Origin of the sequence: Pseudoalteromonas sp. TB64 (assembly GCF_000498095.1) — a bacterium.
Lineage (GTDB): Bacteria > Pseudomonadota > Gammaproteobacteria > Enterobacterales > Alteromonadaceae > Pseudoalteromonas.
Genome location: NZ_AUTQ01000196.1, coordinates 1 through 24,467, shown reverse-complemented (window position 1 = coordinate 24,467; position 24,467 = coordinate 1). Strand labels below are relative to the sequence as shown.

The 24,467-nt window shown below is 33.8% G+C and carries 20 protein-coding genes, 2 pseudogenes and 1 riboswitch (1 of these 23 running past the window's edge); of the genes and pseudogenes, 18 read left to right on the top strand and 4 right to left on the bottom strand.

Annotation, left to right across the window (positions count from 1 at the left end; genetic code table 11):
• Both L647_RS0116595 and L647_RS01000000124445 read right to left on the bottom strand, forming a co-directional pair.
• A protein-coding gene (locus L647_RS0116595; protein WP_024612053.1) for an EAL domain-containing protein crosses the window boundary here: on the bottom strand, positions 1–413 show its 5' portion. Its footprint begins 1,585 nt before the window's first position; the window shows 413 of its 1,998 coding nt (coding positions 1–413); it begins with the start codon at positions 411–413; its stop codon lies off the left edge, out of view.
• Positions 397–1,046: pseudogene (locus L647_RS01000000124445) on the bottom strand (transglutaminase-like cysteine peptidase). Before L647_RS01000000124445 ends, L647_RS0116595 begins: the two are co-directional and overlap by 17 nt.
• 245 nt (positions 1,047–1,291) lie before the next feature.
• On the opposite strand from L647_RS01000000124445, the gene L647_RS01000000124440 reads away from it, so the two are divergent.
• From L647_RS01000000124440 to L647_RS0116550, 8 genes are all read left to right on the top strand, one after another.
• On the top strand, positions 1,292–1,624 hold the full coding sequence (locus tag L647_RS01000000124440; protein WP_024612052.1) for a hypothetical protein: 333 nt from the start codon (positions 1,292–1,294) through the stop codon (positions 1,622–1,624).
• Between the two features lie 211 nt (positions 1,625–1,835).
• The gene (locus L647_RS0116580) at positions 1,836–3,191 is read left to right on the top strand and encodes a UDP-glucose/GDP-mannose dehydrogenase family protein (RefSeq protein WP_024612051.1); all 1,356 of its coding nucleotides are present in this window, start codon (positions 1,836–1,838) and stop codon (positions 3,189–3,191) included.
• Positions 3,192–3,194: 3 nt separating this feature from the next.
• On the top strand, positions 3,195–4,193 hold the full coding sequence (locus L647_RS0116575; protein WP_024612050.1) for an NAD-dependent epimerase: 999 nt from the start codon (positions 3,195–3,197) through the stop codon (positions 4,191–4,193).
• A complete protein-coding gene (locus tag L647_RS0116570; RefSeq protein WP_024612049.1) occupies positions 4,190–5,326 on the top strand; it encodes a glycosyltransferase in 1,137 nt (378 codons plus the stop codon). The genes L647_RS0116575 and L647_RS0116570 overlap by 4 nt, the downstream gene beginning before the upstream one ends.
• A complete protein-coding gene (locus tag L647_RS0116565) occupies positions 5,316–6,389 on the top strand; it encodes a glycosyltransferase family 4 protein (RefSeq protein ID WP_050581998.1) in 1,074 nt (357 codons plus the stop codon). Before L647_RS0116570 ends, L647_RS0116565 begins: the two co-directional genes overlap by 11 nt.
• On the top strand, positions 6,389–7,705 hold the full coding sequence (locus L647_RS0116560) for an O-antigen ligase family protein (RefSeq protein ID WP_081706992.1): 1,317 nt from the start codon (positions 6,389–6,391) through the stop codon (positions 7,703–7,705). The genes L647_RS0116565 and L647_RS0116560 overlap by 1 nt, the downstream gene beginning before the upstream one ends.
• A gap of 89 nt (positions 7,706–7,794) precedes the next feature.
• Positions 7,795–8,781, top strand: a complete 987-nt coding sequence (locus tag L647_RS0116555; RefSeq protein WP_158001075.1) for an acyltransferase — start codon at positions 7,795–7,797, stop codon at positions 8,779–8,781.
• Positions 8,778–10,181 carry an oligosaccharide flippase family protein gene (locus L647_RS0116550; protein WP_024612045.1) on the top strand — a complete coding sequence of 468 codons (1,404 nt, stop codon included), beginning with the start codon at positions 8,778–8,780 and terminating at the stop codon, positions 10,179–10,181. Before L647_RS0116555 ends, L647_RS0116550 begins: the two co-directional genes overlap by 4 nt.
• A gap of 7 nt (positions 10,182–10,188) precedes the next feature.
• On the opposite strand, the gene L647_RS0116545 is transcribed toward L647_RS0116550, so the two are convergent.
• Positions 10,189–11,316: a hypothetical protein gene (locus L647_RS0116545; RefSeq protein WP_024612044.1), complete on the bottom strand. Its 1,128-nt coding sequence runs from the start codon at positions 11,314–11,316 to the stop codon at positions 10,189–10,191.
• A 106-nt stretch (positions 11,317–11,422) separates the two neighbouring features.
• Positions 11,423–11,521: riboswitch (cyclic di-GMP riboswitch) on the bottom strand.
• A 1,749-nt stretch (positions 11,522–13,270) separates the two neighbouring features.
• Between L647_RS0116545 and L647_RS0116535 the strand changes: the two genes are divergently transcribed.
• The 8 genes from L647_RS0116535 to L647_RS0116500 all read left to right on the top strand — a co-directional run bounded on the left by L647_RS0116535 (position 13,271) and on the right by L647_RS0116500 (position 21,319).
• Positions 13,271–13,714 (top strand): acyltransferase, encoded by a 444-nt coding sequence (locus L647_RS0116535; RefSeq protein ID WP_253948898.1) that lies wholly within the window; start codon positions 13,271–13,273, stop codon positions 13,712–13,714.
• 173 nt (positions 13,715–13,887) lie between these two features.
• Entirely contained in the window at positions 13,888–14,343 is a 456-nt protein-coding gene (locus L647_RS0116530; RefSeq protein WP_253948896.1) for a 3-phosphoshikimate 1-carboxyvinyltransferase, read from the top strand.
• Between the two features lie 172 nt (positions 14,344–14,515).
• Positions 14,516–15,919 (top strand): undecaprenyl-phosphate glucose phosphotransferase, encoded by a 1,404-nt coding sequence (locus L647_RS0116525; protein ID WP_024612040.1) that lies wholly within the window; start codon positions 14,516–14,518, stop codon positions 15,917–15,919.
• Positions 15,903–17,117, top strand: a complete 1,215-nt coding sequence (locus L647_RS0116520) for an outer membrane beta-barrel protein (RefSeq protein WP_024612039.1) — start codon at positions 15,903–15,905, stop codon at positions 17,115–17,117. Before L647_RS0116525 ends, L647_RS0116520 begins: the two co-directional genes overlap by 17 nt.
• Positions 17,117–17,641 (top strand): polysaccharide biosynthesis/export family protein, encoded by a 525-nt coding sequence (locus L647_RS0116515; protein ID WP_024612038.1) that lies wholly within the window; start codon positions 17,117–17,119, stop codon positions 17,639–17,641. The genes L647_RS0116520 and L647_RS0116515 overlap by 1 nt, the downstream gene beginning before the upstream one ends.
• 22 nt (positions 17,642–17,663) lie before the next feature.
• Positions 17,664–19,871: a polysaccharide biosynthesis tyrosine autokinase gene (locus L647_RS0116510; protein WP_024612037.1), complete on the top strand. Its 2,208-nt coding sequence runs from the start codon at positions 17,664–17,666 to the stop codon at positions 19,869–19,871.
• 10 nt (positions 19,872–19,881) lie between these two features.
• Entirely contained in the window at positions 19,882–20,610 is a 729-nt protein-coding gene (locus L647_RS0116505; protein WP_024612036.1) for a CpsB/CapC family capsule biosynthesis tyrosine phosphatase, read from the top strand.
• Positions 20,603–21,319, top strand: a complete 717-nt coding sequence (locus tag L647_RS0116500; RefSeq protein WP_024612035.1) for a VpsP family polysaccharide biosynthesis protein — start codon at positions 20,603–20,605, stop codon at positions 21,317–21,319. Before L647_RS0116505 ends, L647_RS0116500 begins: the two co-directional genes overlap by 8 nt.
• A gap of 195 nt (positions 21,320–21,514) precedes the next feature.
• Here the strand turns inward: L647_RS0116500 and rsmF are convergent, their stop codons facing one another.
• Complete coding sequence (rsmF, locus tag L647_RS0116495; protein WP_024612034.1) at positions 21,515–22,966, bottom strand: 16S rRNA (cytosine(1407)-C(5))-methyltransferase RsmF; 1,452 nt, start codon at positions 22,964–22,966, stop codon at positions 21,515–21,517.
• Positions 22,967–23,240: 274 nt separating this feature from the next.
• Between rsmF and L647_RS01000000124435 the strand changes: the two are divergent.
• Together L647_RS01000000124435 and L647_RS0116485 are read left to right on the top strand one after the other, a co-directional pair.
• Positions 23,241–23,932, top strand: a pseudogene (locus L647_RS01000000124435) (GntR family transcriptional regulator).
• A gap of 114 nt (positions 23,933–24,046) precedes the next feature.
• Positions 24,047–24,467: isocitrate lyase/phosphoenolpyruvate mutase family protein (locus tag L647_RS0116485; protein WP_024612033.1), on the top strand; the 421-nt coding region annotated here is incomplete at its 3' end.

The following is a 24,467-nucleotide window of genomic DNA, read 5'->3' as shown; positions in this document are numbered from 1 at the left end:
CCCGCCATTATCCAACCACTATTAAGTTCAGACTGCATTGTAGGTGCGTTTAGCTTGCTCAATGCAATAAACCAGTTAGGCACAGATTCAACACGTTTAGGGTTTTCAAGATCAAATACAACAGTACCTTGCGAATTAGTAAACTTAATTTCTTTGTAATAGCCCGAATCAAAAATAGCGGTAGCCATTGTTTGGGCAATCATTAGATTATCTTCGTTTAAATAAGGGGAAATAGAAAGCCCTAAACTGGTTGCTGTATCTTGTGCATGGCTGCCCATTTGTGTTTGCAAATAATTACGAGTGGTTTCAACATCTGTAATTACACGCACAACAAAAGAAATAGCCGAAATAGCTATTATCAAACCATAAACTTGGGTTTTAAGACTTAATCCATTCTTAAAAATTCGAGACATAGCTTTTAACTCCTTTATTGTTAGTGTTTATGGGAGCAAGCTCACCTTGTTCAATTCTTTCAAGCATGGTGTCCCAAGCTGATACGCCTTGACTATTTTTTACTTTATTTCCTAACCCTTTAGATTTTGCTAGCCANTGGCTGGTAATAGTTTGGTATTAAAATTGCCTAATACAAAAGGAATTTGGTTAGGTTTTTCGATATAAATGAGTACCATGTGAGGCTGGTCTACAGTCCGTTGACGTACATACATTAATCTAATTTTTTCTTCAGGAACACCTAACGCAATAAGCGTAAAGTATTTAGCTATTACGTAATCTTCACAATCCCCCATACCAACGCCCAAGCTCTCAAGTGGTGTAGCCCAATAATCTTTTTGATTCCAAAGTGCTTGATCAGTTTTATATTTTATATTCTCGTTAAAAAAATCGTTTACTAAGTGGACTTTTTGCCACTCATTTTTATCGACTGAAGCATCAATAAAGTTTAGCCAGTTTTTTATGCGGTGGTGGCCTTCTTCACCATATTGTACTTTAGCACGCGTTATTATATCGCTATTTCGCAAATACAAAAGCATGTCTTGTGCGCATGCTAAAAATGATAACAATAAAAAAATGCAAATTACAAAGCGCACAAAAATATCCCAAATAAATAAACATAGAAATTATAGTCTTATTAGTTTAAAAAAGGTAGGTAGTAAAAAAGAACCATATAAAATTCGCAGTTAACATTTTAGAAACAAAATAACGAACTAAAGGAGGTTTTTATTATTGAGTCCAACATTAGGTTGTGTATAATCATAAGATAAATGTGGTAGCTGAATAACGTAAATGGATGTAGTTAGGCTCGTTGTTTATCATTTATAAAAAAGGATTTAAATTGGAAGTTTTAAAAGCTGTTTTATGGGTTGTATTTTTTGATATACAAACACTATTAACGAGTAATACAACTCACAGAAGAATGCTTTATTCTGTCGATAATAAACCTTTTGTTATACATTTTAAAAACGAAGCAGTACAAGCCGGTATTAAAAAAATAATTTTAGTTGCCCACGCTTTAAAAAACCACTTCAATACGAGCTTTGAATTAAAAACGCATACAAAATCAAGCTTATTCCTAAAAGTGGGTTCTATTGTGCCTAGAAATATGACTATTATTCCGGTACGTCAAATTATGTATAGGTTTGTTAATTTAACGGCACGTAAAAGTTGATGATAACCTATTTTTCATCTTACTACCTGATTTAGTTGCTGATAAATATAAGCCAGATTTAAAAATTGATAATTTAGGTCAAATGATTGCATTGTTTAACGAGACAGGCGATAACCCAATAAATGATGGATACGCAATGCAATCACATGGATGAAGAGATTATTAAACAAATTATTTCTATAAAACACCAAACATACTCCAAGGATTTAAAATGAAAGTTACCTTTTATGGCATAGGTTACGTAGGCTTAGTTCAAGCTACTGTGCTTGCAGATGCAGGACACGATGTATGTTGCGTAGATATTGACGAAACACGAATAGATAACCTAAGAAAGGGTATTATTCCTATTTATGAACCTGGCTTAACGCCCTTAGTTGAAAAGAACTTTGCCGACGGTCGTTTAATATTTACTACCGATGCCAAGTTTGGTGTTGAATTTGGCGACTTACAATTTATTGCAGTAGGTACACCGCCAGACGAAGACGGCTCAGCCGATTTAAAATACGTGCTTAAAGTAGCCGAAACTGTCGCTACGCATATGACAACCCCTAAAGTAATTATTGATAAATCAACCGTACCAGTAGGCACCGCAGATAAAGTAAGATCAAAAATACAAAGTGTGCTTCACGAACGTAAAAGCGATTTAGAATTTGCTGTTGTATCAAATCCTGAGTTTTTAAAAGAAGGCGCAGCAGTAAACGATTGTAAACGCCCAGATCGCATAATAATTGGAACCGATTCAAAAAAAGCCGAAGAACAAATGCGTGAGCTATACGCACCTTTTAATCGTAACCACGAAAAAATAATTGTTATGGATATAAAAAGTGCCGAGCTAACTAAATATGCGGCCAATTGCATGCTAGCAACTAAAATAAGCTTTATGAACGAAATGGCCAATATAGCAGAGCGAGTAGGGGCAGATATAGAAAACGTACGACAAGGTATTGGATCTGACTCACGTATTGGTTTTCAGTTTATTTACCCTGGTTGTGGTTACGGTGGATCGTGTTTCCCAAAAGACGTACAAGCATTGGTACGCACTGCCGATGGCATAGGTTACGAGTCACAAATATTAAAAGCGGTTGAAGCAGTCAATTACGCACAAAAAAATAAAATGTTTGAATATATAAGTAAACATTTTGATTTAGCTAATAATCCAGCGGCAATAAAAGGTAAAACCTTCGCAATATGGGGACTAAGCTTTAAACCAAACACCGACGATATGCGCGAAGCACCTAGCCGAGTATTAATGGAACAGCTTTGGGCAGCAGGTGCAAATGTACAAGCGTATGACCCAGAAGCAATGGAAGAAACTCAACGTATTTATGGATCTCGCGCAGATTTAAGCTTAATGGGAACTAAAGAGTCCGCCTTAAATAATGCTGATGCCTTAGTCATTTGTACAGAATGGCAAAATTTTAGAGCTCCCGATTTTGATTTAATTAAATCACAATTAAACGAGTCAGTAATATTTGATGGTCGTAACTTATTCGACCCTGATCGCATGAATAAAAAAGCAATTAAGTACTACAGCATTGGTCGCGGCTTATCGGTTGCAGGAGAGTAAATAATGAAATATTTAGTAACTGGTGCCGCAGGCTTTATAGGTAACTTTGTTAGCGAACGCTTATGCGAAATGGGTCATGAAGTAATAGGGTTAGATAACTTAAACGATTACTACGATCCCGCATTAAAACACGCAAGGCTTGAGCGTATAAAGCACCTTACGCAATTTCGTTTTGTAAAAATGGATTTAGCCGACAGAGATGGCATAGCTAACTTATTTAAAGATGAAAAGTTTGACCGTGTAATACATCTTGCAGCGCAAGCTGGCGTGCGTTACTCAATAGAAAATCCAATGGCTTATATCGATTCTAATTTAGTTGGTACAGCAACTATTTTGGAAGGTTGCCGTCACAATAAGGTACAGCACTTAGTATATGCATCATCAAGTTCTGTTTATGGTATGAACGAAAAAATGCCATTTTCAACAGACGATGCTGTTGATCATCCTGTATCGCTCTATGCAGCGACTAAAAAGTCGAATGAGCTTATGGCGCATAGTTATAGCCATTTGTACGATCTACCAACTACTGGTTTACGCTTTTTTACAGTGTATGGTCCTTGGGGTCGCCCAGATATGGCGCCGTACTTATTTACTGATGCAATATTAAACGACCGTGAAATTAAAGTATTTAATAATGGAAAAATGATGCGCGATTTCACCTATATTGATGACATTGTAGAAGGCATAATTCGTATTCAAGATGTAATACCATCACGCGACGTTGAAAACGCTAATACATCTCCAGCATCAAGTAAAGCGCCATATCGTGTATTTAATATAGGTAATAACGAACCCATTAAACTAATGACTTTTATTGAATCAATTGAAAAAGCGGCTGGCAGAGTCGCGGACAAAAACTATTTACCAATGCAGGCCGGTGATGTGCCAGCAACATTTGCAGATATAGATAGTTTACAAAATGAGGTTGGATTCAAACCTAATACTCATATTGAGCACGGGATGCAGCAGTTTGTTGATTGGTATAAGGCATACAATCAATGAATAATGAACAGCTAGTTTGTTTAGTGATAAATAGTCTGGGCGGCGGCGGGGCTGAAAGAGTTTTTGCCCGCTTAGCTAATATGCTTAATGATACGAAGAGAAGCTATAGAATTATTGTCATTACTTTAGATAAAGAAGAAATTCAAAATCCGTTACATGACTCTATAGAGCATATGCAGCTTAATTATGAAGGGTCTATATTTAAAAGCATGATTGGTTTAAATAAAACTCTTAAAAAATTAAAACCATCGCTTGTTATTTCATTTTTAACTAGATCAAATGTAGCTTCTGTTTTCTCTGGTTTTGGAAGTAATTATTCAGTAATGATCAGCGAAAGAGTAAATACTTCATCTCATTTTGGGAATGGTTTAAAAAGCCAGCTAAAGAAAAAGTTCACACGTTTTTTTTACGAAAAAGCAGATTTAATAATTGCTGTTTCGAAAGGTGTTAAAGAAGACTTGAGTCACTTTTTTAATTTAGAACATAAACGTATTGATGTAATAAGCAATTCATATAGTTTTGAAGAACTAGCACTTAAAGCACAGCAATATGAGGTGGAATTTGAAAGTAAAACATTTATTGTGTGTGTTGGGCGTTTTTATAAAAATAAAAATCATGCATTATTAATTAAATCTTTAGCTAAAGCTAAATCTACAAAAAAATTGGTTTTGCTCGGTGATGGGCCAGAAAGAGCCTCATTAGAAGCTTTAGTTTTAGAATTAGGTCTTAAAGAGCGAGTAATATTTAAAGGGTTTATTAAAAATCCATATCCCTATATAGCTAACTCAGCAGGATTAATATCGGCATCGTTAGCTGAGGGCTTTCCTAATGTAATAGCTGAAGCATTAATTCTCGGTAAATTTATAGTTTCAAGTGATTGTCAATCAGGTCCGGCAGAGTTGTTAGATAATTGTGTTTCCCTTGGCGTCGAACATTTGAAAAATGGAAAATATGGTATTTTAATTCCTGTGAATAGTGAGGCTGACACAGTTGCAGGGATAGAGCTATTCAATGACACTACCTTGATTGAACATTATGAAATGGTGATAAAGCCATTAAGGAATAGTTATTCTCATAAGTTCTTTTTATCAAGTTTTGAGAAAAAAATTGAGGAGATGCTAAATGGAAACTAAAAATAAAATAAAATTAGCTGTCGCTGGATTAAGAGGGATACCTGGAGTGATGGGAGGCGTTGAAACTCATTGTGAAGAGTTATACAAACGTTTGTCCGCTGATATCGATATTGTGGTTTATGGTAGAAAGCGATATGTAAATAGTTCAATTATTTCAAGTACACTTAGGGTTAAATCGTTGTATAGCCCAAAAAAAGAGTCGCTTGAAACTCCTTTCCATACATTAATAGCAATTATACATTGTTTCATGTTTTCTAGAGTTGATGTATTTCATATACATGGTATTGGCGGTTCTATGTTTTTGCCATTAGCGAAAATTTTATTTCCGAAAGTATTGGTAACTCATCACTCTCAAAATTATGATCATCAAAAATGGGGGAAGCTTGCTAAATTTGTATTTAGATGCGGTGAAAAATTTGCGTTAAAGTATGCAGATAAAGTATTTTTTGTATCAAAATCATTATTAGAAATCTCAAAAAAACGCTACCCAAAAAAGATAGATAATTATCACTTTATGGCTAATGGTTTCTCCTTGCCAGAGTTATCAACAAATATTCCTGAAGTGGATTATTTGTTTTTTTTAGCTGTAGGACGTTTAGTTCCAGAAAAAGGCTTTCATGACCTTGTAGATACTTTTAATCTATACAAAGGAAAAGAGAAGCTAGTTATTGCTGGGGATAGTGATTTTAAAAGTGATTACGCTGATAAAATTAAAAAACGAGCAGGCACTAATATTATTTTTGTAGGTAAAAAAAATAGATCGCAACTAAAATGGCTCTATAGTGAGTGCCAAGCTTTTATACTACCGTCTTATTCAGAAGGATTACCAATATCTGCTCTCGAAGCAGTATCTTGTTCAGCACCTGTAATTATGAGTGATATTATTCAAAATAAAGATTTAGATTTTCCTGACGAAAGTTACTTTAAATTGGGTGACATTGACAGTCTTCTTACAATGCTAAAAAAAGGTGGAGTAAAGGTAGATAAAAACATTTTGAAAAATTATAACTGGGATAATATTTCTAATAATTATGAAAAATTAATTAAAGAGGCGATAATTTAATGGCCTATATTTCGTCATTAATAATAATATTAATGTATTTTTATACACTTAGAAAGTTACCTTATATTAAAAGCTCTAAGTTGTTTTTGGGGTTTTTTACTCTATTTGTTGTAAGAATTATATTCTCAATAAATCATGTTATTTCTTTTAAACCAATATTTGCTGGTCAATCCCTAACATCATTATCTTCATTGTGTACCATATTTTTAGTATTTACTTTTATGGATAAAAAATATTTAAGGTATAAATTCATAATACCTTACTATTTAATTGTTATATCAATTTTCATATCAGCAATCTATTCGGGCGAGTTTATGGGAGGGGTAGTTGTTCTTATGAAATGGTTACTATTAATAGTTACCTCAATAGCATTAATTCAGTTGTTTTTTAAACATGGATTAATAAATACATTAAAACCTTTTTATTATTTGTTCTTGGGGCTCTTTATTTGTCAATTAGCATCTGTAGTACTTGGGCAAGGTAAAGATACTGAAGCATTAAACTCAACTTCAAATTCAATCAGTTATATTGCAGGGTATGCCCATGAGAGTGCTTTTTCTATATTATTGTATACAGGACTTTTAATTTCATCTGTACTGATGCTAAAAAAAGATGTTAAACCTATAGTACCGTTTTTGTTTATAATTGGCTTAGTGTTTGCTAATTACCGCACTTTATTGATTTCTGCGTTAATCCCATTATTCTGTGTCTACTTCGCTCACCTTTATATGGGATCAAAAAAAGAAGTTAAACTATTTGTATTTAGCTCAGGAGCAATTTCATTATTAGTTTTTGGTATGCTGTTTGGTGTTGATATAGCAGATCGATTTGGTGAACTTGGTGGTGCACTCTCTAATTTAGGTGAGTTGATGTCAATCGACTACTCGTTATTTAGCTTTGAAGAACGCAGATTGCTATCAAGTCGACTATTTTTATGGAATATGTACCTTACTGAATATTCACACTTTACTTTTTTTGGCATGCTTCTGGGTGCAGGACCTGAAGCATGGACTAATTATTTTGACGTGTATGCGCACAATGCCTATATTGCAGCACTGTTTGATTTGGGGATTATCGGGCTGTGTGTGTTTTTAGGAGTCCTTTATAGTACTTTTGTTTTTATGTTAAAAATTAAAGATAAAAAATTAAAGATTGTTGTACTTGGTTTTTTAGCTGGTTTTTTAGTAATGTCTAGTTCGACAATGCCACTGTGGGCTGTTGAAGGGGTGCATTTATATTCATTTATTTTTACAATTGCTTATTATTTATCAACAAAGATATTTAGTGATAGCAATATAGATAAAATTCATAATTGATTTAATTACTTTAGATTAAACTGTGTTTAAATTAAATTTTAGTGAAGCATTAATATTTTGTGTTGATACGAAATTTCAAGGAAATGATATTGAATTATAAATTGCAAAGCTTAAGAGGTATTGCTTGTGTATTTGTTGTGTACTTTCATGTTGTAGGTACACCACTGACTGGTTTGCAATTACCCCAGGATAACTTTTACGTCTTTTTGTCTGATTTATTTATTTACATCCGAATGCCACTGTTTATATTTTTATCCGGATACGTCTATGGTTACAGACGTTATTCAGGAGGTTTTAAAAAATATATTAGTGGTAAAAGTCGTCGAATACTTATTCCTTTTGTTGTTGTTAGTAGTGTTTTTTTTCTAATTCAAACAAATACACCTGGCGTAAACAATCCAATCGATTTTAATATTCTAACTTTCTTTTTATATCCCTATGCTCACTTTTGGTTTTTACAATCAATATTTAGTATTTTTGTATTTTATTGTATTTTTGATCACTTTACGAAAAGAGATAGTAAATTTTTGCTTTGTTTGTTCTTATTCTCAGTTCCTCTTTTTTTTATTTCTGACTACTTTACTGACTTTTTTTCTTTTTCTCGCACTCTTTATCTATTTCCATTTTTTACTTTTGGGATACTAGTAAATGAATATAAATTAGAGGAAATAAAAGGTAGCAGATTAGGTTTTATTATTGGTCTGTTTTTTAGTTTATTAGCTATAAATACATTTTTATTGACAAATGGGGGTTCAATTAACAAGATAAGTTTATTAGCTTTCTTTATTGGAGTTATCGGTTCATATACTCTTTTGAGAACAATGTTTGTATCAAAAATATTTATTTTCATTGGCGGCTATTCATATAGTATATATTTATACCATGTCTTTGGAACTGCATTTTCTAGAATTGCACTTCACAAAATAGGGATGCAATCAGTTGATTTACATGTTTTTGTAGGGCTGTTTTTAGGGTTATTTCTTCCTGTTATTTTTCATAAATTAATTTCAAAGTATAGTTTACCAGCATTATTATTTCTGGGTATTAACCCAGCAGTATCTAGGGGGAAAAGTTGAAAGGTTTATTGTGGGTGTTTTTTGAAAAAGTTGGTGTGACTCTTTTTTCTTTAGTCGCAACGTTTTGGTATGCAAATTTATTAGGTCCAACTGGATTTGGTATGTCAATTATTATACTTTCATCATCTTTATTTATATCAACAATAATAGAGAATTTACAGCAGTACCCGTTAATTGCTGCTAATGAAGATATAGAGAATACTTTTAAAACCAGTGCAATTGGTTGGTTATTTCTATCTATATTTATGTCAATATTACTCTATGTAATTTTATATATTATATACGGTGCTGATTGGTGGATGCTCATCTTACTTTCAGTCAGCTATATTCCTATCTCATCTATTTCCAGAGTGTATATTGCTGATTTAATTATTAAGCAAAGATATAAACAACTTGCTTTGAGGGCTTTCTGGGGCAAAGCAGCAGGAGTTGGCGCTGGTTTATTATCAGCGTATGCAGGTCATGTTGAGCTAGCAATAATATTACAAAGCTTCGTTGCTGCATTTATTGCTTTATTGGTTATGTCTTTCTCTCATAAAAATTTATTTAAAAGTGATAGTCACTTTAGCTTCCCACTATTTACTAATTTGATAAAAGAAGGAATTCCTTCTGGTGTAGCTATTATAGAACAGAATGCAAAGAATCATGGTTTAATTATTTTTTTAGGTGCATTCATCGGTCCACAAATATCTGGTATTTACGCCCTTGCAATTAGATTTGTTGATATACCGCGAACCCTTATAGGAATAGGTTTTATTACTTGGGCAACAGGCAAGTTTCATTCAGTAAAATATGAAGCGCGTGAGTTGCTGAGTACTTTTAATACCGCTTTTTTGTATTCGACAACAATCTTAGTCCCTTGTTATGTAGGACTTGCTACAATAGCAAAACCCTTAATATTAGAGTTTTTCGGTGTCGATTGGCTTGGAGCTTATGAAATTATAATCGGGTTAGCGGTATATCAATGCATTACCTCTTTATATCTGTATTTAGCACCCTTACAAGTACTATTTAAGACAACATACGAAACATTATTTGTAAATATCGCTTCTACAGTACTTATTCTACTTTCAGTGGTTTTTCTTTCTGATTTAACTGGTAAGTACTCACCTTTAATAGGAATGTATTTATCTTTATTATTTATAATACCAAAATTTAATAAAGAGCTTTGTAAGCTGTTAGATATTAATATTGGTGCCGTCTTTAAAGTAATTACTGGATGTTTAATTTCTGCGGCAGGGATGTGCTTTATAGTAATATATATTCAAATTAACTTAAAGAACGAAAACTTATATCTATTAATTGGTATAGGTTTTGTAAGCTATTGCTTGATATACATGACTCTTTATTTAGTTAATATAATCGATAGAAAAATATTAGCTAAAATAAAGAGTCTATAAACTGGGTTTACTCACATTCAGATAATTGATGAGGCTGGAAGGTAAGATCTCCATAATACGAAAAATTTGAACTTTTGAAGTCGACCGTTGCGTCATCAACGTTATAGTTTCTCATATCACATAAATGACTATCTTCGTTAACTTTAAAAGTAGAGTTGACGAATGTCACTTGTGCGTTTATGGCTTGTATAGCTGAGTCATTAGCTGAACTCACATAACAATCTGTACATGTGAAGTTGTTATTCCAAAGTTTGAAGTTGTATCTTGCTTCTTTACCAGATGTCGAAGTAATGTTTTCTAGTGTAACATTTTCTCCTTTAATATCTAAATCAGCATCTTTACTATTTGATATAATAGTATTCTTGATTATGATGTTACTAGTGCCAGTATTAATCATTATACCATCACCTTGTTGGTAGCTACCGCAGTTTTCAATGCCACCAATGTTATTAGCTATTGATACTTTATCAATAAGAATATCTTTAGCTAAACCTGCAATACTTATACCTGAAATATAACAAGATCTTTCTGAATCATCCGACGATGCTAAACCATCGAATACAGAGTTAGTGATACTTATGTTACTTGTGTTAGTGCCATTAATACGTACTCCTGCCTTGTAATATCCTAAGCTCTGTAAGTTGTTAATAGAAATATCTGAGATAGATTCAGTAGCATTATTATCTATTTCTATACAACTCATTGTATTATTTGCAGTTATACTTTCTAAATTAATGTTGTTTACATTAGTGCTTTTTATTCTAAAACAATGACGAGTGTTTAAAAATGATATATTTTCAAATGAAATATTACTTCTACCAATAACAATTCCAGAGTTACTCCCTGAATAATAGTTATAATTGCTGCTTAATGTAACTTTATTCAAGCCAACTATTTCAACAGGATGTTCTCCTTTGTATAAGTATAGAGCATCTGTTTGTTTGTAGATCCCGGATTGTAATTCGATTCTATCTATAAGGGGATCTTCTAACAAATTATTTAGTTGTTCTATCGACGCAGGATCATTATTTGAATAACCATTACCACCACCTACATTACTTATGTAAGCAGTTTGGGCTTGTGATATAAAGCTTGTTAAAAGCAATACTGAATTAATGAGGATAAATTTTTTCATTGTCATTACCTTGTTTAATTTGAAACTATTCAAGTAGGTTAAATATAAAAAAATGAATAGGTAAACTAAGGTAATAACTAACAGTTAAACTGTTAGGTCTTATCTTCGCGGTAACCCCGCTACCATCATGAGTGGTTAATAAAACACTCATATTAGGCCGGAAGCTTTGCGTCCTTGATTTTCACCAAGTTTGCCCTTTTCACTATGAGTTTTAATTATATCGTAAAAACGTATAAACACAATGGTATAATTATTAATATGAACGGTTAATTAATAAATAACTCCTAAAGTAATGATTTGTTAGATATTAAAATATTAATTTATTTTAAGTATATATTCAGTGTAAATAAGATGGATATATACTTATTTTTAATTTAAACATGGGGTTACATGTGCTATCGTACGATTTGAGTTTAAAGTGGGTTGTTAAATTTAAATAAAAAAGTGCAGAAGTTTTCGTAATGTTAACTATGAGGGACATTTTTCTATTGTTCTTAATTAATTAAACTAGCACAATGTATTTATAATAGGTAATTACCCATAACAAATACATTGTGCTAGTTTAATTAATATAATAATTGAATGAAACCCTCTGGGTTTCAGTTTACAACAATTTGAACATGTCAAAATTTCTAATTTTTAAAGGGATTTAAATTTTATTTTTAAGATATTATTTCAAGGATGCTATTTTATATGAATTTTTCTGGAACGCTCGAAAAAGAGAAGGGTATGCACAGACTGCATGGAATTGATTTCTGTAGGGCTGTATTTATGATACTCGGATTATTTTACCACACTGCATTAATATACAATGACGGTTACGTATGGAGGGTTTCTTCCGCAGACAGTTCAGTGGTCTTTAATTATATATCAAATTTTATCCATGCATTTAGAATGGAAGCATTTTACATAATTTCTGGTTTTTTCTATTTTTTGGTTTTTACTAAAAAAAATAACAATTTTTTGAACGAGAGATTGCTAAGAATCGTACCGCCTTTGATTTTATGTGGTTTTTTAATAAATCCAATAATGAATTACTTCAGTGACCAACGAACTTATAATTGGGGTGAGTTAACTTACTTTACAGATGGTCAATGGTTAGGTCATCTTTGGTTTCTCGGTAACCTAATTGCATATTTTATTTTGACGTACCCCATCTGTTCTTTTATCTTAAATACAAATGAGTTAAGCAAAAATAAAATGTTAATTTGTTTCTACTTTTTAATTCCATTTTTAAGTCTTTGTTCTCTCGCTTTTTCAAAGGTAATGCTTCTTGATAATTTTGTGTTTATTACATTCGATTCTCTATTTTACTATTATTTTTATTTTTTATTTGGGTGTGTTTGTTATAAAAATAGGGACGTCTTCGTTAGTATATTAAATTATAAAATTGCTTTTTATTCTGCTTTTATTTATCTTTTTATTTATCTCATTATTAATTATAGCTATTTTAAATTTTTGGAGCCTGATTACATTAAGGCAATAACAAAATTATCTAATGGCTTCTTGGTTTTAACTCTAATTGCAATAACATACAAGTTAGGTGTAAACGGCTCAAAATTGACACGTAAGTTTTCTGATTCTAGTTATACAATATATTTGCTCCATCAACCATTGATCGTTCTCATCTATTATTTCTTTTTTGAAAGTTTACATTTACCGTTGCTTTTAGAGTACGTTTTAATAATTTCTTTAACGTTCCTAATTTCATTTTCAATACATCATTGGTTTCTTGTAAAAAATCCAACTTTACTTTTCTTGTTTAATGGCGTTTCAAAAAAACGTCTTTGATGCATATAAGGTAATCTTGTGAAAATGGTTTATCGTGATTACAAATTTAAATATTATTCAAAAATAACTTTGATGAGATAGTACAAAAATGATTAAGTTACTACATTTCTACAGAAAACTGACAAACAAGTTGCATATTATATTCTTTGGACGAGTTTCACTTTTGAGAAAACTTGGCGGTAAGGTTGGAAGCAATTGCCGGTTTATAGGCGAAATTAGTTTTGGTTCAGAGCCTTATTTAATAAAAATAGGTAATAACGTTAGTATCACCTCAAGTCACTTTGTTAATCATGATGGTGGGGTTTGGGTTTTTAGGCGAGATTTTCCTGAGATAGATGTAATTAAGCCAATAGATATTGGAGACAATGTTTTCATTGGAAGTCACTGTATAATTATGCCTGGCGTAACAATAGGATCTAATGTTGTGGTTGGAGCTGGTTCAATTATAACAAAAAGCCTTGATTCTAATGGAGTTTATGCAGGTGTTCCTGCTAAATATATTAAGTCGATAGACGATTATAAACAATCTTCATTAGAAAATAATTTAAAAACTAAAGGCTCACCTACTAAAAAGAGTTATTTGATAAATCATTATAAAATAAAATAATCTATCAAGTGTTTTTTAAATTTTTCCGATTTTACGCTGCTTATTCAGTTGTGCCTATTATTAGAGTTAAATAAGTAATAGGAACATAATCAAAAGAGCTGCATATTATTATAACGAATTTTTTATAAGCGAATCTACTCTATGGACTAAAGTCAAATGAGGGACTTGAAGGTTTGAAGTCAATTATTATAGTTTCGCAAATGAATTTATTCTTATGTATAGCGAGTTTTAGTTTGAACATAAAAAATGATCCAGCTGTTAATAGTTTTTTACAGCGAATGCCAGAGAAAGTACAAAATACATTCACAGATGAGCAGTTGATGCACTTAAAAGTAGCAATAGGTGCAAGGCAATGGGGAAGACATAAAATTGATTTTCGTTTTGTGCTTAGCTTTTTAAAGTATCGTTATTACATCGTGTTCTTAACAGGTCGGAACAGGCGTGAATTAAGCGAGAAAGAACGTCGAGTTTCTGCTTTTTTTCAAGCTTTTATGATCGCATTATTTACTTTAATCATGATTATTCTCTTTCTCTTAATTGCTTATATGTTTAAGTCTGCTCTAGGCATAGATATGTTTGAAGACTATTCACTGGGTATTTGGTCTTGGTTCAAAGATTTATTTAAATAACGATTAATACGTAAGTTCAATGTACAGTGTTATTTTTTATTTTTGTACCTGTGCATTTGTTTTTTATTTTGTGGAATCTAATAGTATAGTATTGTTTAGCAGACCTTGCTGATATATCATACAACACATTGTGAAACTTATTTTACCCACCATCTATAGGGAACAAAATAGTATGACATCTACAAGGACTTTCAAGCCAAACAGTTCCTCTGATGCCAATTTTTACCGATTATTTGACATGTTTGCGCTATTTTTAGCGTTTCAATGCTCTGCTTTATTCTATGGTTTTAATTTGACGCATATTTATATGGTTGCAGTATTGAGTGTCGCGTTGAGCTTTTTGTACAGCGCTGAAATGTTTTCTACTTATCGCTCTTGGCGCGCAGGTAAATTTAGAACGATGGTGTTATGTGCCTGGTCTTCTTTATTTGTAGCGTTCTCATTTTTATTTTTTATATCTTTTGTATTTAAATTTAGTGAGACGCTATCACGTTTTGGACTTGGTCTGTGGTTTTTATTTAGTATTATATTTCTATATTCATGGCGATTGACTGTGCATTTATACAAACGAAATCGCAGGAAGTTAGGTTTGAATTTACGTAATGTCGCTATTATTGGTGCAACTGAGTCAGCAGTATACTTATATGATGAAATAATGAAGAACGATGAGCTTGGTTTCAAGTTTTTAGGTTTTTATGATGACCGAAAGCCTGAACGTTTATTTAATAACGTCGCGTCTTATGATGTAACTGGTACTATTCAAAGTTCAATATGTGCAGCACGAAAAGGTAATATTGACGTGCTATATATTGCTCTTCCAATGAAAGCTGATAAGCGGATAGCTGATTTATTACTACAGCTCGGTGATACTACTGTTGATGTCCACATTATCCCTGACTTTTTACTATCTAATTTAATACACGCCCGAATTGAACATGTAGGAGAGGTTGATACTTTAAGCGTATTTGAATCACCTTTTATTGGAGCTCGTGAATTTATTAAGCGAACGGAAGATATCGTTGTCTCTGCTATTATATTAATGCTTATTTCACCACTTTTGATAGTGATAGCAGCAGCTGTCAAATTTACTTCATCAGGCCCTATTATTTTTAAACAAGACCGATACGGACTCGATGGACGAAAAATAAAGGTGTGGAAGTTCCGTTCGATGACTGTTACCGAAAACAGTGAAACTGTTACTCAAGCGACAAAAAATGATAAGCGAATTACTAAGTTGGGGGCTTTTCTTCGAAGCACTAGCCTTGATGAGTTACCACAATTTATAAATGTGTTGAAAGGTGATATGTCAATAGTAGGTCCTCGACCTCATGCTGTTGCGCATAATGAAGAATATCGTAAAAAAGTTGAGTTTTATATGCTTAGACACAAAACTAAGCCAGGAATAACTGGGTGGGCGCAAATTAATGGTTGGCGGGGTGAAACCGATACATTAGATAAAATGACTAAACGAGTTGAGTTTGATTTACATTACATTAAGCACTGGTCTCTGTGGTTAGATGTTAAAATTATTTTTATTACAATTTTTAAGGGATTTAAAAATGCTAATGCATACTAAAATCGTTACCCCTGCGCTTATTGCTGTTTTTTTAGGTGCATCTTTGCCTGCTTTTGCTGAATTTAAACCAGGGAGTTTAATGACGAAAGACGGAGCTGAAATTACACCTACTTTACAAACTGGCCTAAGTACTAATAATAACTTTTTTAGTACACCAAATGATGAAAAGTCACGTTTAATTTGGACTATTGCACCGCAGGTGTCTGCCAAAATAGATAATGGTCCAGACAGTTACACTCTAAATTTAGGCTCTAGTACTTCATTTCATAATAAAGATACCACTGATAACTTTACCCAGGTAAATGTCGGTGCCGGTTTGCATAAAGAATTTACCAGCCAACATAGATTAGATATTGATGGTACTGCAGATTGGTTATATGAAGCTAGAGGTACAGGCTTAACTGAAGGTTTAGGTAGTATCAATGATGAGCTTGTTAAATATCGACAAGAAAACGTAAAAGCTAACTATGAGTATGGTGCACTTAGTTCTAAGGCTCAAGTTGCCTTAACGGCTGGTTTTTATAGTAAAGAATATCAAAATTTTAGGGCCGTATCGCAATTTCGTGATTATGACAAATCACTTATAGGTATTACTGGTTATTACAATACCCAAGCCTCTACACGTGCTGTTTTAGAAGTAAAACAAGAAAACTATCGTTATGAAGTTCTACAAGCTAATGGTATTTCTCGTGATTCTGATGATATAAAAATATTAATTGGTATGCAGTGGGATGCTACTGCTGTTACTTCAGGTACGTTCAAAGTAGGTTACCAAAATAAAGACTTTACTTCTGCACTACGCGAAAACTTTAGTGGATTAAGTTGGGATGCGGCAGTAACTTGGCAACCACTGAGTTATTCTTCGGTTGAAGTAACAACTAGCCGTGCTGCTAAAGATCCATTAGTTGAAGGTGATTATATTAGAGAGAGTGCATACGGTGTGACTTGGAATCATGGCTGGAGTGAATATTTAAGCTCGCAAGCTGGTATTCGTTATATAGATGAACAATATACAGGTGATATAGGAAGACAGGATAAAACCAAAAGTGCCCGAATCGGCTTAAATTACGTAGCGAGTAGTTACGGTATGGTATCTACATATATAGATCTCATAGATAAAAATTCAACTCAGGATCAAATTGAATTTGATCAAGTAGTTGTTGGTATAAACTTTACCTTTGCATTGAAGGCTAACTAATGAATTTTAAGTTATTTTTAAGTTTGTCACTGTTAACACTTAGCAGTTTTTGTTTTGCACAATCGCAACAAAGTTACGTTTTAGGTGCTGGCGATAAAGTTCAAATAAAAGTATTTGGGCAGCCTGATTTAGAAGTGACGGTACTGTTAGGAAATAGTGGGGAAGTAAGTTATCCTTTTTTAGGAAAAGTTAAGCTTACTGGGCTTAATGCTTCAGAAGTTGAACAAGTAATTACAGACGGATTGAAACCTGACTATTTAGTTAGTCCTGATGTATATGTACAGGTAATTGAGTATAGACCTTTTTATATACATGGCGAAGTTAAATCCCCAGGAGCTTATCCTTATCAACCTGCAATGACAGTAAATCAAGCTATAGCTTTAGCCGGTGGTTTAACTGAGAGAGCATCAGTTGATAAAATATATATTTTTAAAGAGCAAACTAAGCAGCAGCGACAACAAGGCACCCTTAATAGCCAAATTGCAGCAGGCGATACAATAAAAATAGAACAACGCTTGTTTTAAGTCGTTTTAAAGGCAGTAATTAATGAACAATGTACAAGAAAACACAAATGATAACGAAGATATTATTGACTTAGTCGCTTATTTGAACATTATTAAGCGTGCAAAATGGCGAATTTTAGGTTTCGCGATAATCGTAACTTTTTTAACTATTATGGTTACCCTAACTCTAATACCTAAATATAATGCAACAGCAACATTATTAATTGAAGCTGAGCAGACAAAGGCTGTTAGTTTTCAAGAGATTTATGGTTTAGATTCAAATAAAAAAGAGTACTACTCTACACAATTTGAGGTAATTAAATCAGACAGCATTGCTCGTGAAGTTATTACTAAGCTTGATCTTAAGTCTCATGTAGACTTTATCAGTAAACCATCTCTTTTAGGGGAATTAAAAACCTTAGTTAAGGAGATGTTACCTTTTTTAAATAAAAAAGAATTGCTGATACTTTCCCCACAAGAGAAAGCTGATAGAGATATGCTAGGTTTGCTAGCTATTTTTAAATCAAGATTGTCTGTATCACCTATACGCAGCACACAACTAGTAAATGTAAGCTTTGAATCAAGCGATCCGAAACTGGCCGCATTAGTAGCAAATACTGTAGGTGAAGTATATATAGATAACCAAATGCGTGCAAAAATGGGTATCACACAACAGGCATCAACTTGGTTAAATACCCGTTTATCGCAGTTACGTATTCAATTAGATGACTCCGAGGCTCGTTTACAGTCTTACAGAGAGGAACAAAAGCTAGTTGACATTGAAGGTATTGCTGGTCTAGCCACACAAGAACTTGAACAAATATCGCAACAATTAATTGTTGCTCGCAATGAAAGAAACAACCTTCAAAGTATTAACCGAGTTATTAAAGAGTACGGTAATGACAACATTGATCTATTAGGTAGTATGCCTGAAATTACATCACACCAAGTAATACAAGATGTTAAACGCGAAGTTATTTTGGTTGAACGTAAATTAAGTGATTTGGGTGAGGTTTATGGATCTAAACATCCTAAAATAATCTCTGCAAAGGCTGAGCTTGCTACTGTAAAGACTAATTTAAATAAGCAAATAAAAGGTCTTATTACTGGTATTGAAAAAGAACTCAATCGTATTACTCGAACAGTAAGTGCACTTGAGAGCGATTTAGTTAAAATACGGGCTGAGTATCAAGATATAACTCGTAAAGAAACCCAATATAACCAGCTTAAACGTGAAGTGGAAACTAACCGTAATATATTCAATACGTTTTTATCGCGCTCAAAGGAAACTGAAGTAACGAGTGATTTTACTTCTGCAGCAGCACGCTTTACAGATCGAGCTTATGCTCCTAGGGATCCTAGTAAACCAAACAAAGTATTAATTATTGTGTTGTCATTTATAGCTAGCTTTGGTTTTGCTGTAGTGATGAGTTTTGTGTTTGATGCATTAAACGACACAGTTAAAACTAAACCAGATGTTGAAAGTAAATTAGCACAGCGGATGTTAGGGCTATTACCACATGTAAAAACACCGAAGAACAGTGTTTTTCCTATTCATGCTTACCTCGAAGAGCAATATAGATTATTTGCTGAGTCGGTAAGGACATTTCGTACAAGCTTATTATTAACTCAGCTAGATAAAAATCATAAAGTGATTGCTGTTACGTCAAGTTCGCCCGGTGAAGGTAAAACAACTACTTCAGCAAATTTAGCTATGTCGCTTGCTCAGATGGGCAAAGTTTTACTTATTGATGCGGATTTACGTAAGCCAAGTATTGCAAAACGCTTTGATGTTCCAGTGTTTCATCCTGGTTTAAGTAATTTGATAGTTGGTACTGAACAGTTTGCTGAATGTGTATATCTAGAAGAAAAGTCGGGTGTTACCATAATGCCAAGTGGTCAAATCCCTGGAAACCCGTTAGAGCTTTTATCTAGTATCCGTTTTAATGAGTTAGTTGAGACCTTGAAAACACAATACGATTATATCATTATTGATACACCACCAACGCAAGCGGTTAGTGATGCTTTAGTTATTGCTCAAAGTGCTGACTCAGTAATTTATGTTGTTAAATCGGATGTGACACGCATTAAACCAATTAAAGCAGGTCTTGAGCGCTTATTTGAGGCTAAAGCACATGTTGCTGGGGTGGTACTTAATCAGGTGGATATGAGCAAATCAAGAGATCAGCATAGTCACGGTTATTATGATTATTTCGATTACTCTCAACCGTCAGAAGAACCAAAAGCATAAAATATAATTTATGATTGATATTCATTCACATATATTGCCAGGTATTGATGATGGCGCTAAAGATTTAAGTGAATCTTTAGCGCTATTAAAAATAGCTCAAAACGATGGCATAACGCACATGGTAGCTACACCACATATCCATCTGGGTAGATTTAACAATTCAACTTCCCATATTTATAATGATTTAGCTAATTTAAAAAGCCATGCACAGGCTGTTGGTATTACCATTAAGCTTGCCGTTGCAGCAGAAGTTAGACTGGATATTGAGTTGATGGGATTAATAATGGCCAATAAGCTTCCGTTTATTGGTCAAATAGATACTTATAATTACTTGCTATTAGAGCTGCCACATTCACATGTACCACAAGGTTACGATAAGTTTATTATGTGGTTAGCGAAGCAAAATATTAAGGTAATTATACCTCATCCAGAGCGTAACCGAGATATTCAAGCTAATCCATTTTATATAGAACGTTTAAAACAATTGGGTTGTGAATTTCAGCTAACTGCATCAAGTATTGAAGGTGCTTGGGGTGAGCAAGCTAAAAGTGTCTGCGAAAACATGTTAAAAGCAGGCTTTGTCGACTATATTGCTTCCGATGCTCATTCAGTAAAGCGAAGACCGCCAATTTTAAGTAAAGCCAAGAATGTTGTTAGGGAGTTGATTGGTGATGATAGGACTCAAGCCTTGTTTGCAACTAATCCAACTCGTTTAACTGAGTCTTTATTTTGTGGTTAATTCTAAATTAAAAAAGTTTTTTCAAATAATTGCTCTCGCCGTTACTACTTTAATTATTTGCTACTCTAGCATGCAAAGTATGCGCGCAAACGCATGGTATTTTAATGCTCTTAATATTGTAAAACAGTTACCTGCACCTTTAGTTAATAATGTTGATCTAGAACTTGCTGAGCATGCAATAACGCTTGCAACTAGCCTTGAACCAGCACAACCACATTACTGGCAATTGTTTGCTTATATAAAAATGCGTTCGCTGGGAGTAACAAAAAAAGTTGCCAATGATTTAAATGTGAAAAGCGATGTTTATAAACAAGCAGAACAGGCGCTTTTGAAATCAGTCGAGCTTAGGCAAACATGGCCTAATAGTTGGATAGAGCTTGCAAAAGTCACAAGCTATCAAAATGGCGCGAGTGAGCAAGTTTATAACTATATTCAGCAAGCAAAAAAAGTAGGACCTTTTAATTTTGACGTTCATGTAGGCGCTATACAAATAGCATTAATGAATTGGCATCAACTATCACCAAAATTCAAAGCGCTATACTTACAAGAGCTTAGTCTATCTGTAAAGCATGGTTATAAATTTAATCAAATATTTTATATTGCAGAGCAAGTTAATGGATTACAAACCCTTTGCTTGTCATTACAGTTCGGTACTGATTTTGAAAAAGTAAGAACTAGTAATCGCTATAAAAAATATTGCCGTTCTTAATTACTTTAAATTTAGTACTGAATATAAAAATGCCCAGAAACTTATAAAAAGCTCTGGGCTATAAAGTGACTCTAATTTGAGCCTAGCGTTAACTAAAAAAACTTTCTGTGTTCTTTAGGGAGAAGAAGAAAGTATCTTAAGTGTAGTAAAAGCACATAATAATGCGTAACTAATTTTTTATTATTAATCTTTTAATTATACCCAACTTATTAACTTTGTATTTTGCACTAAATCTCTTGGTAATGAGTTTTTAATCTTATTTTTTTGCCATTTACCTAGCCCAATAGGGCATCCGCATAGTGTTAAAACTACTTCGCCTATTGTTTGGGTTACTTCATTTAAGCGTATATCTTTGCCTTGAAAATAATCATTTGCTTGCTCGTTATTTAAAGCATAAATGTTACTTGCACATTCGCTACCAAACACAGTTGCAAACTCGTGCGTGAGCCTTACGCCATTTTTATGAATGATTCCAATTTGAATACCTAATCGAGCATATTTAATTTTATTTTGTACTGCTTCAAAGCCTTCAGGAAATAACCACAACTCTTTGTCGCGTTGCATTAAGCTGCCAGGCAGTGCCATTAGCCCAAAGTGCTTTTTAAGTGATTCCATAAAAGCAGCACTTTGTTTTTTATCATACTCGTTAAACGGGAATGCTCCTTTTTTAACTGTTTGATTTGGGTTATCGCAACTGGCGTGCTTTTTAAATTTAGCGATAAAAAAGCCTTCGCTGTCGAATGTTTGTGGCCAAACATGCAAATAACCTTCGCTTGTTGTGGCTTTGTTTGCGCCTTCAAATAAATTACTTAACGATTGTGGGGCAATATAGTCACCAAACTCACTCAGCAAATAATCACACACTTGTTGGTTTTCGAGCGGTGTAAGCGTGCAAGTTGAATACACTAATGTACCGCCTGGCTTTAATGCATAAAATGCGCTTTTAATTAAGTCTTTTTGTACTTGGGCTATTTCGATATTTGATTCTATTGACCAGTTTTTAAGAGCTTCGGCATCTTTACGCACAGTCCCTTCGCCAGAGCAGGGAGCATCTAACAATATGCTATCAAAGCATTCAAACATGTAGTTACCAAATATAACGCCATCAAAATGTGATAGCGCACAATTACCAACTCCCATACGTTTTAATGTAGCGCTGAGCACCTTTAAACGTGATGACGAAAGTTCGTTTGCAACTAATACGCCTTGGTTATTCATAAGCGCAGCTAGTTGCGATGTTTTTGAACCTGGCGCCGATGCAACATCAAGCACGTAATTATTTTGAGGGTCAGCGAGTTCAATACTTTGTTTTAAAGCGATAGGAGGTAGCATTGAGCTTGCCTCTTGCACGTACATTGCACCGCTTAAATGTAGATCGGTATTACCTAATGCCAAGTTTTGATCTTCGTCACTTGGGCGTTCTAACCAAAAACCTTCACTGCACCAAGGAATAGGGGTTAGCAACCAGTTTTTTTGTTGAGCTCGTTTTATAAATTCTTTAACGGTTATTTTTAGTGTGTTAACGCGAATTGATTTTCTGAGGGGGCGACGACAAGCACTTATAAAGTCATCTAAATTTAAATGCTCAGGTAAATAGGTTTTTACGTCGTCAATAAAATGCTCAGGAATAAAAGTGTTGGCGTTCACGCGTTGGCTCATACTATAAAAATAAAGCGCGATAATAACATTTATATAAGGTGGTTTCAGCGCTAAAAACTCTAATTTTCGCTTTATTACTGTGTCGACACTTCCTTGCTTTTAATTATTTATTAGCTGTTTTTAACTCGTTTATAGCTATTTTACTTTAATAGTGTCGACAATAAGGGGGTTTTTTAGCCATTTTAATGGGTTTTAGGGTTGACATAAATTACCAATAAGCACATAGTGACTGCATAAATTGTCGACAATATAAAAGATACCTATGACCGAAACCTTTTTAAACGAAGCTCCTATTACTACTGCATCAGATCAAGTGTTTGTAGATATGCGCCGCGAAATAGTAGAGGGCAGCATAATACAGGGCAGCAAAATATCTGAGCCAGAATTAGCAAAGCGTTATGGTGTAAGCCGTGCAACGCTTCGTGAAGCATTAAATCGTTTAGAAAGCTGTTACTTAGTTGAACGTAAAGCAAATGTGGGTTGCCGAGTAGTTGCACTTACCGCAGAGCGTTTAATTGAAGTATACCAAGTTCGTAGTTCGCTTGAGGGATTAGCTTGCAGGCTTGCTGCCGACAATATGGNGCCGATGAAGTACAAGGCTTAAAGCAATTACTTAATCAACATTTAAAAACACAACGTGTAAAAGAAGGCGAGTGGTATTATCAAGAGGCTGGCGATTTAGACTTTCATTATCGAATAATTAAAGGCAGTAAAAATGCCCATTTAATTCATTTGTTATGTAACGGACTTTACCAATTAATAAGAATGTACCGAGTACAAATGGGCATGGTGGGGCCGCGTGTATCAAAAGCGTTTGATGAGCATTTAGCTATTATTAATGCGATAGAAAACCACGACGGTGAACTTGCCGAAATGCTCATGAAGCGACATATAAGTGCATCGCAAGCAAATATTCAAACCAAATTCGATTTATTAACGGCTCAAAACTCATGAGCAGCTCAAAAGTTACTAGCCGTTAAAGTTAAGCAGAACAGTTAAAAAGTCATATTTAGATATTAAAAATAGTAGTTACTCCACGTAGCAACCGTTCAAAGTTAGGAGAAAGTAATGTCAGCAGGATTAAAATTTAAACAGGCTATTGCTAATAATCACCCTTTACAAGTTGTAGGGACTATTAACGCATACACCGCGATGATGGCTGAAAAAATGGGTCACCAAGCAATTTACCTCTCAGGTGCGGGCGTGGCCAACGCTTCTTTTGGTATGCCTGATTTAGGAATGACCAGCCTTGATAATGTACTTGAAGATATTCGTCGTATTACCGGTGCGAGCGATTTACCTTTGTTAGTTGATGCAGATACAGGTTGGGGCGGCGCATTTAATATTGCACGCACCGTTAAAGAAATGACCAAAGCCGGTGCTGCCGGTTTTCATATAGAAGACCAAGTAGCACAAAAGCGTTGTGGTCACCGTCCTAATAAAGAAATTGTTAGCCAAGACGAAATGGTTGACCGTATTAAAGCGGCGG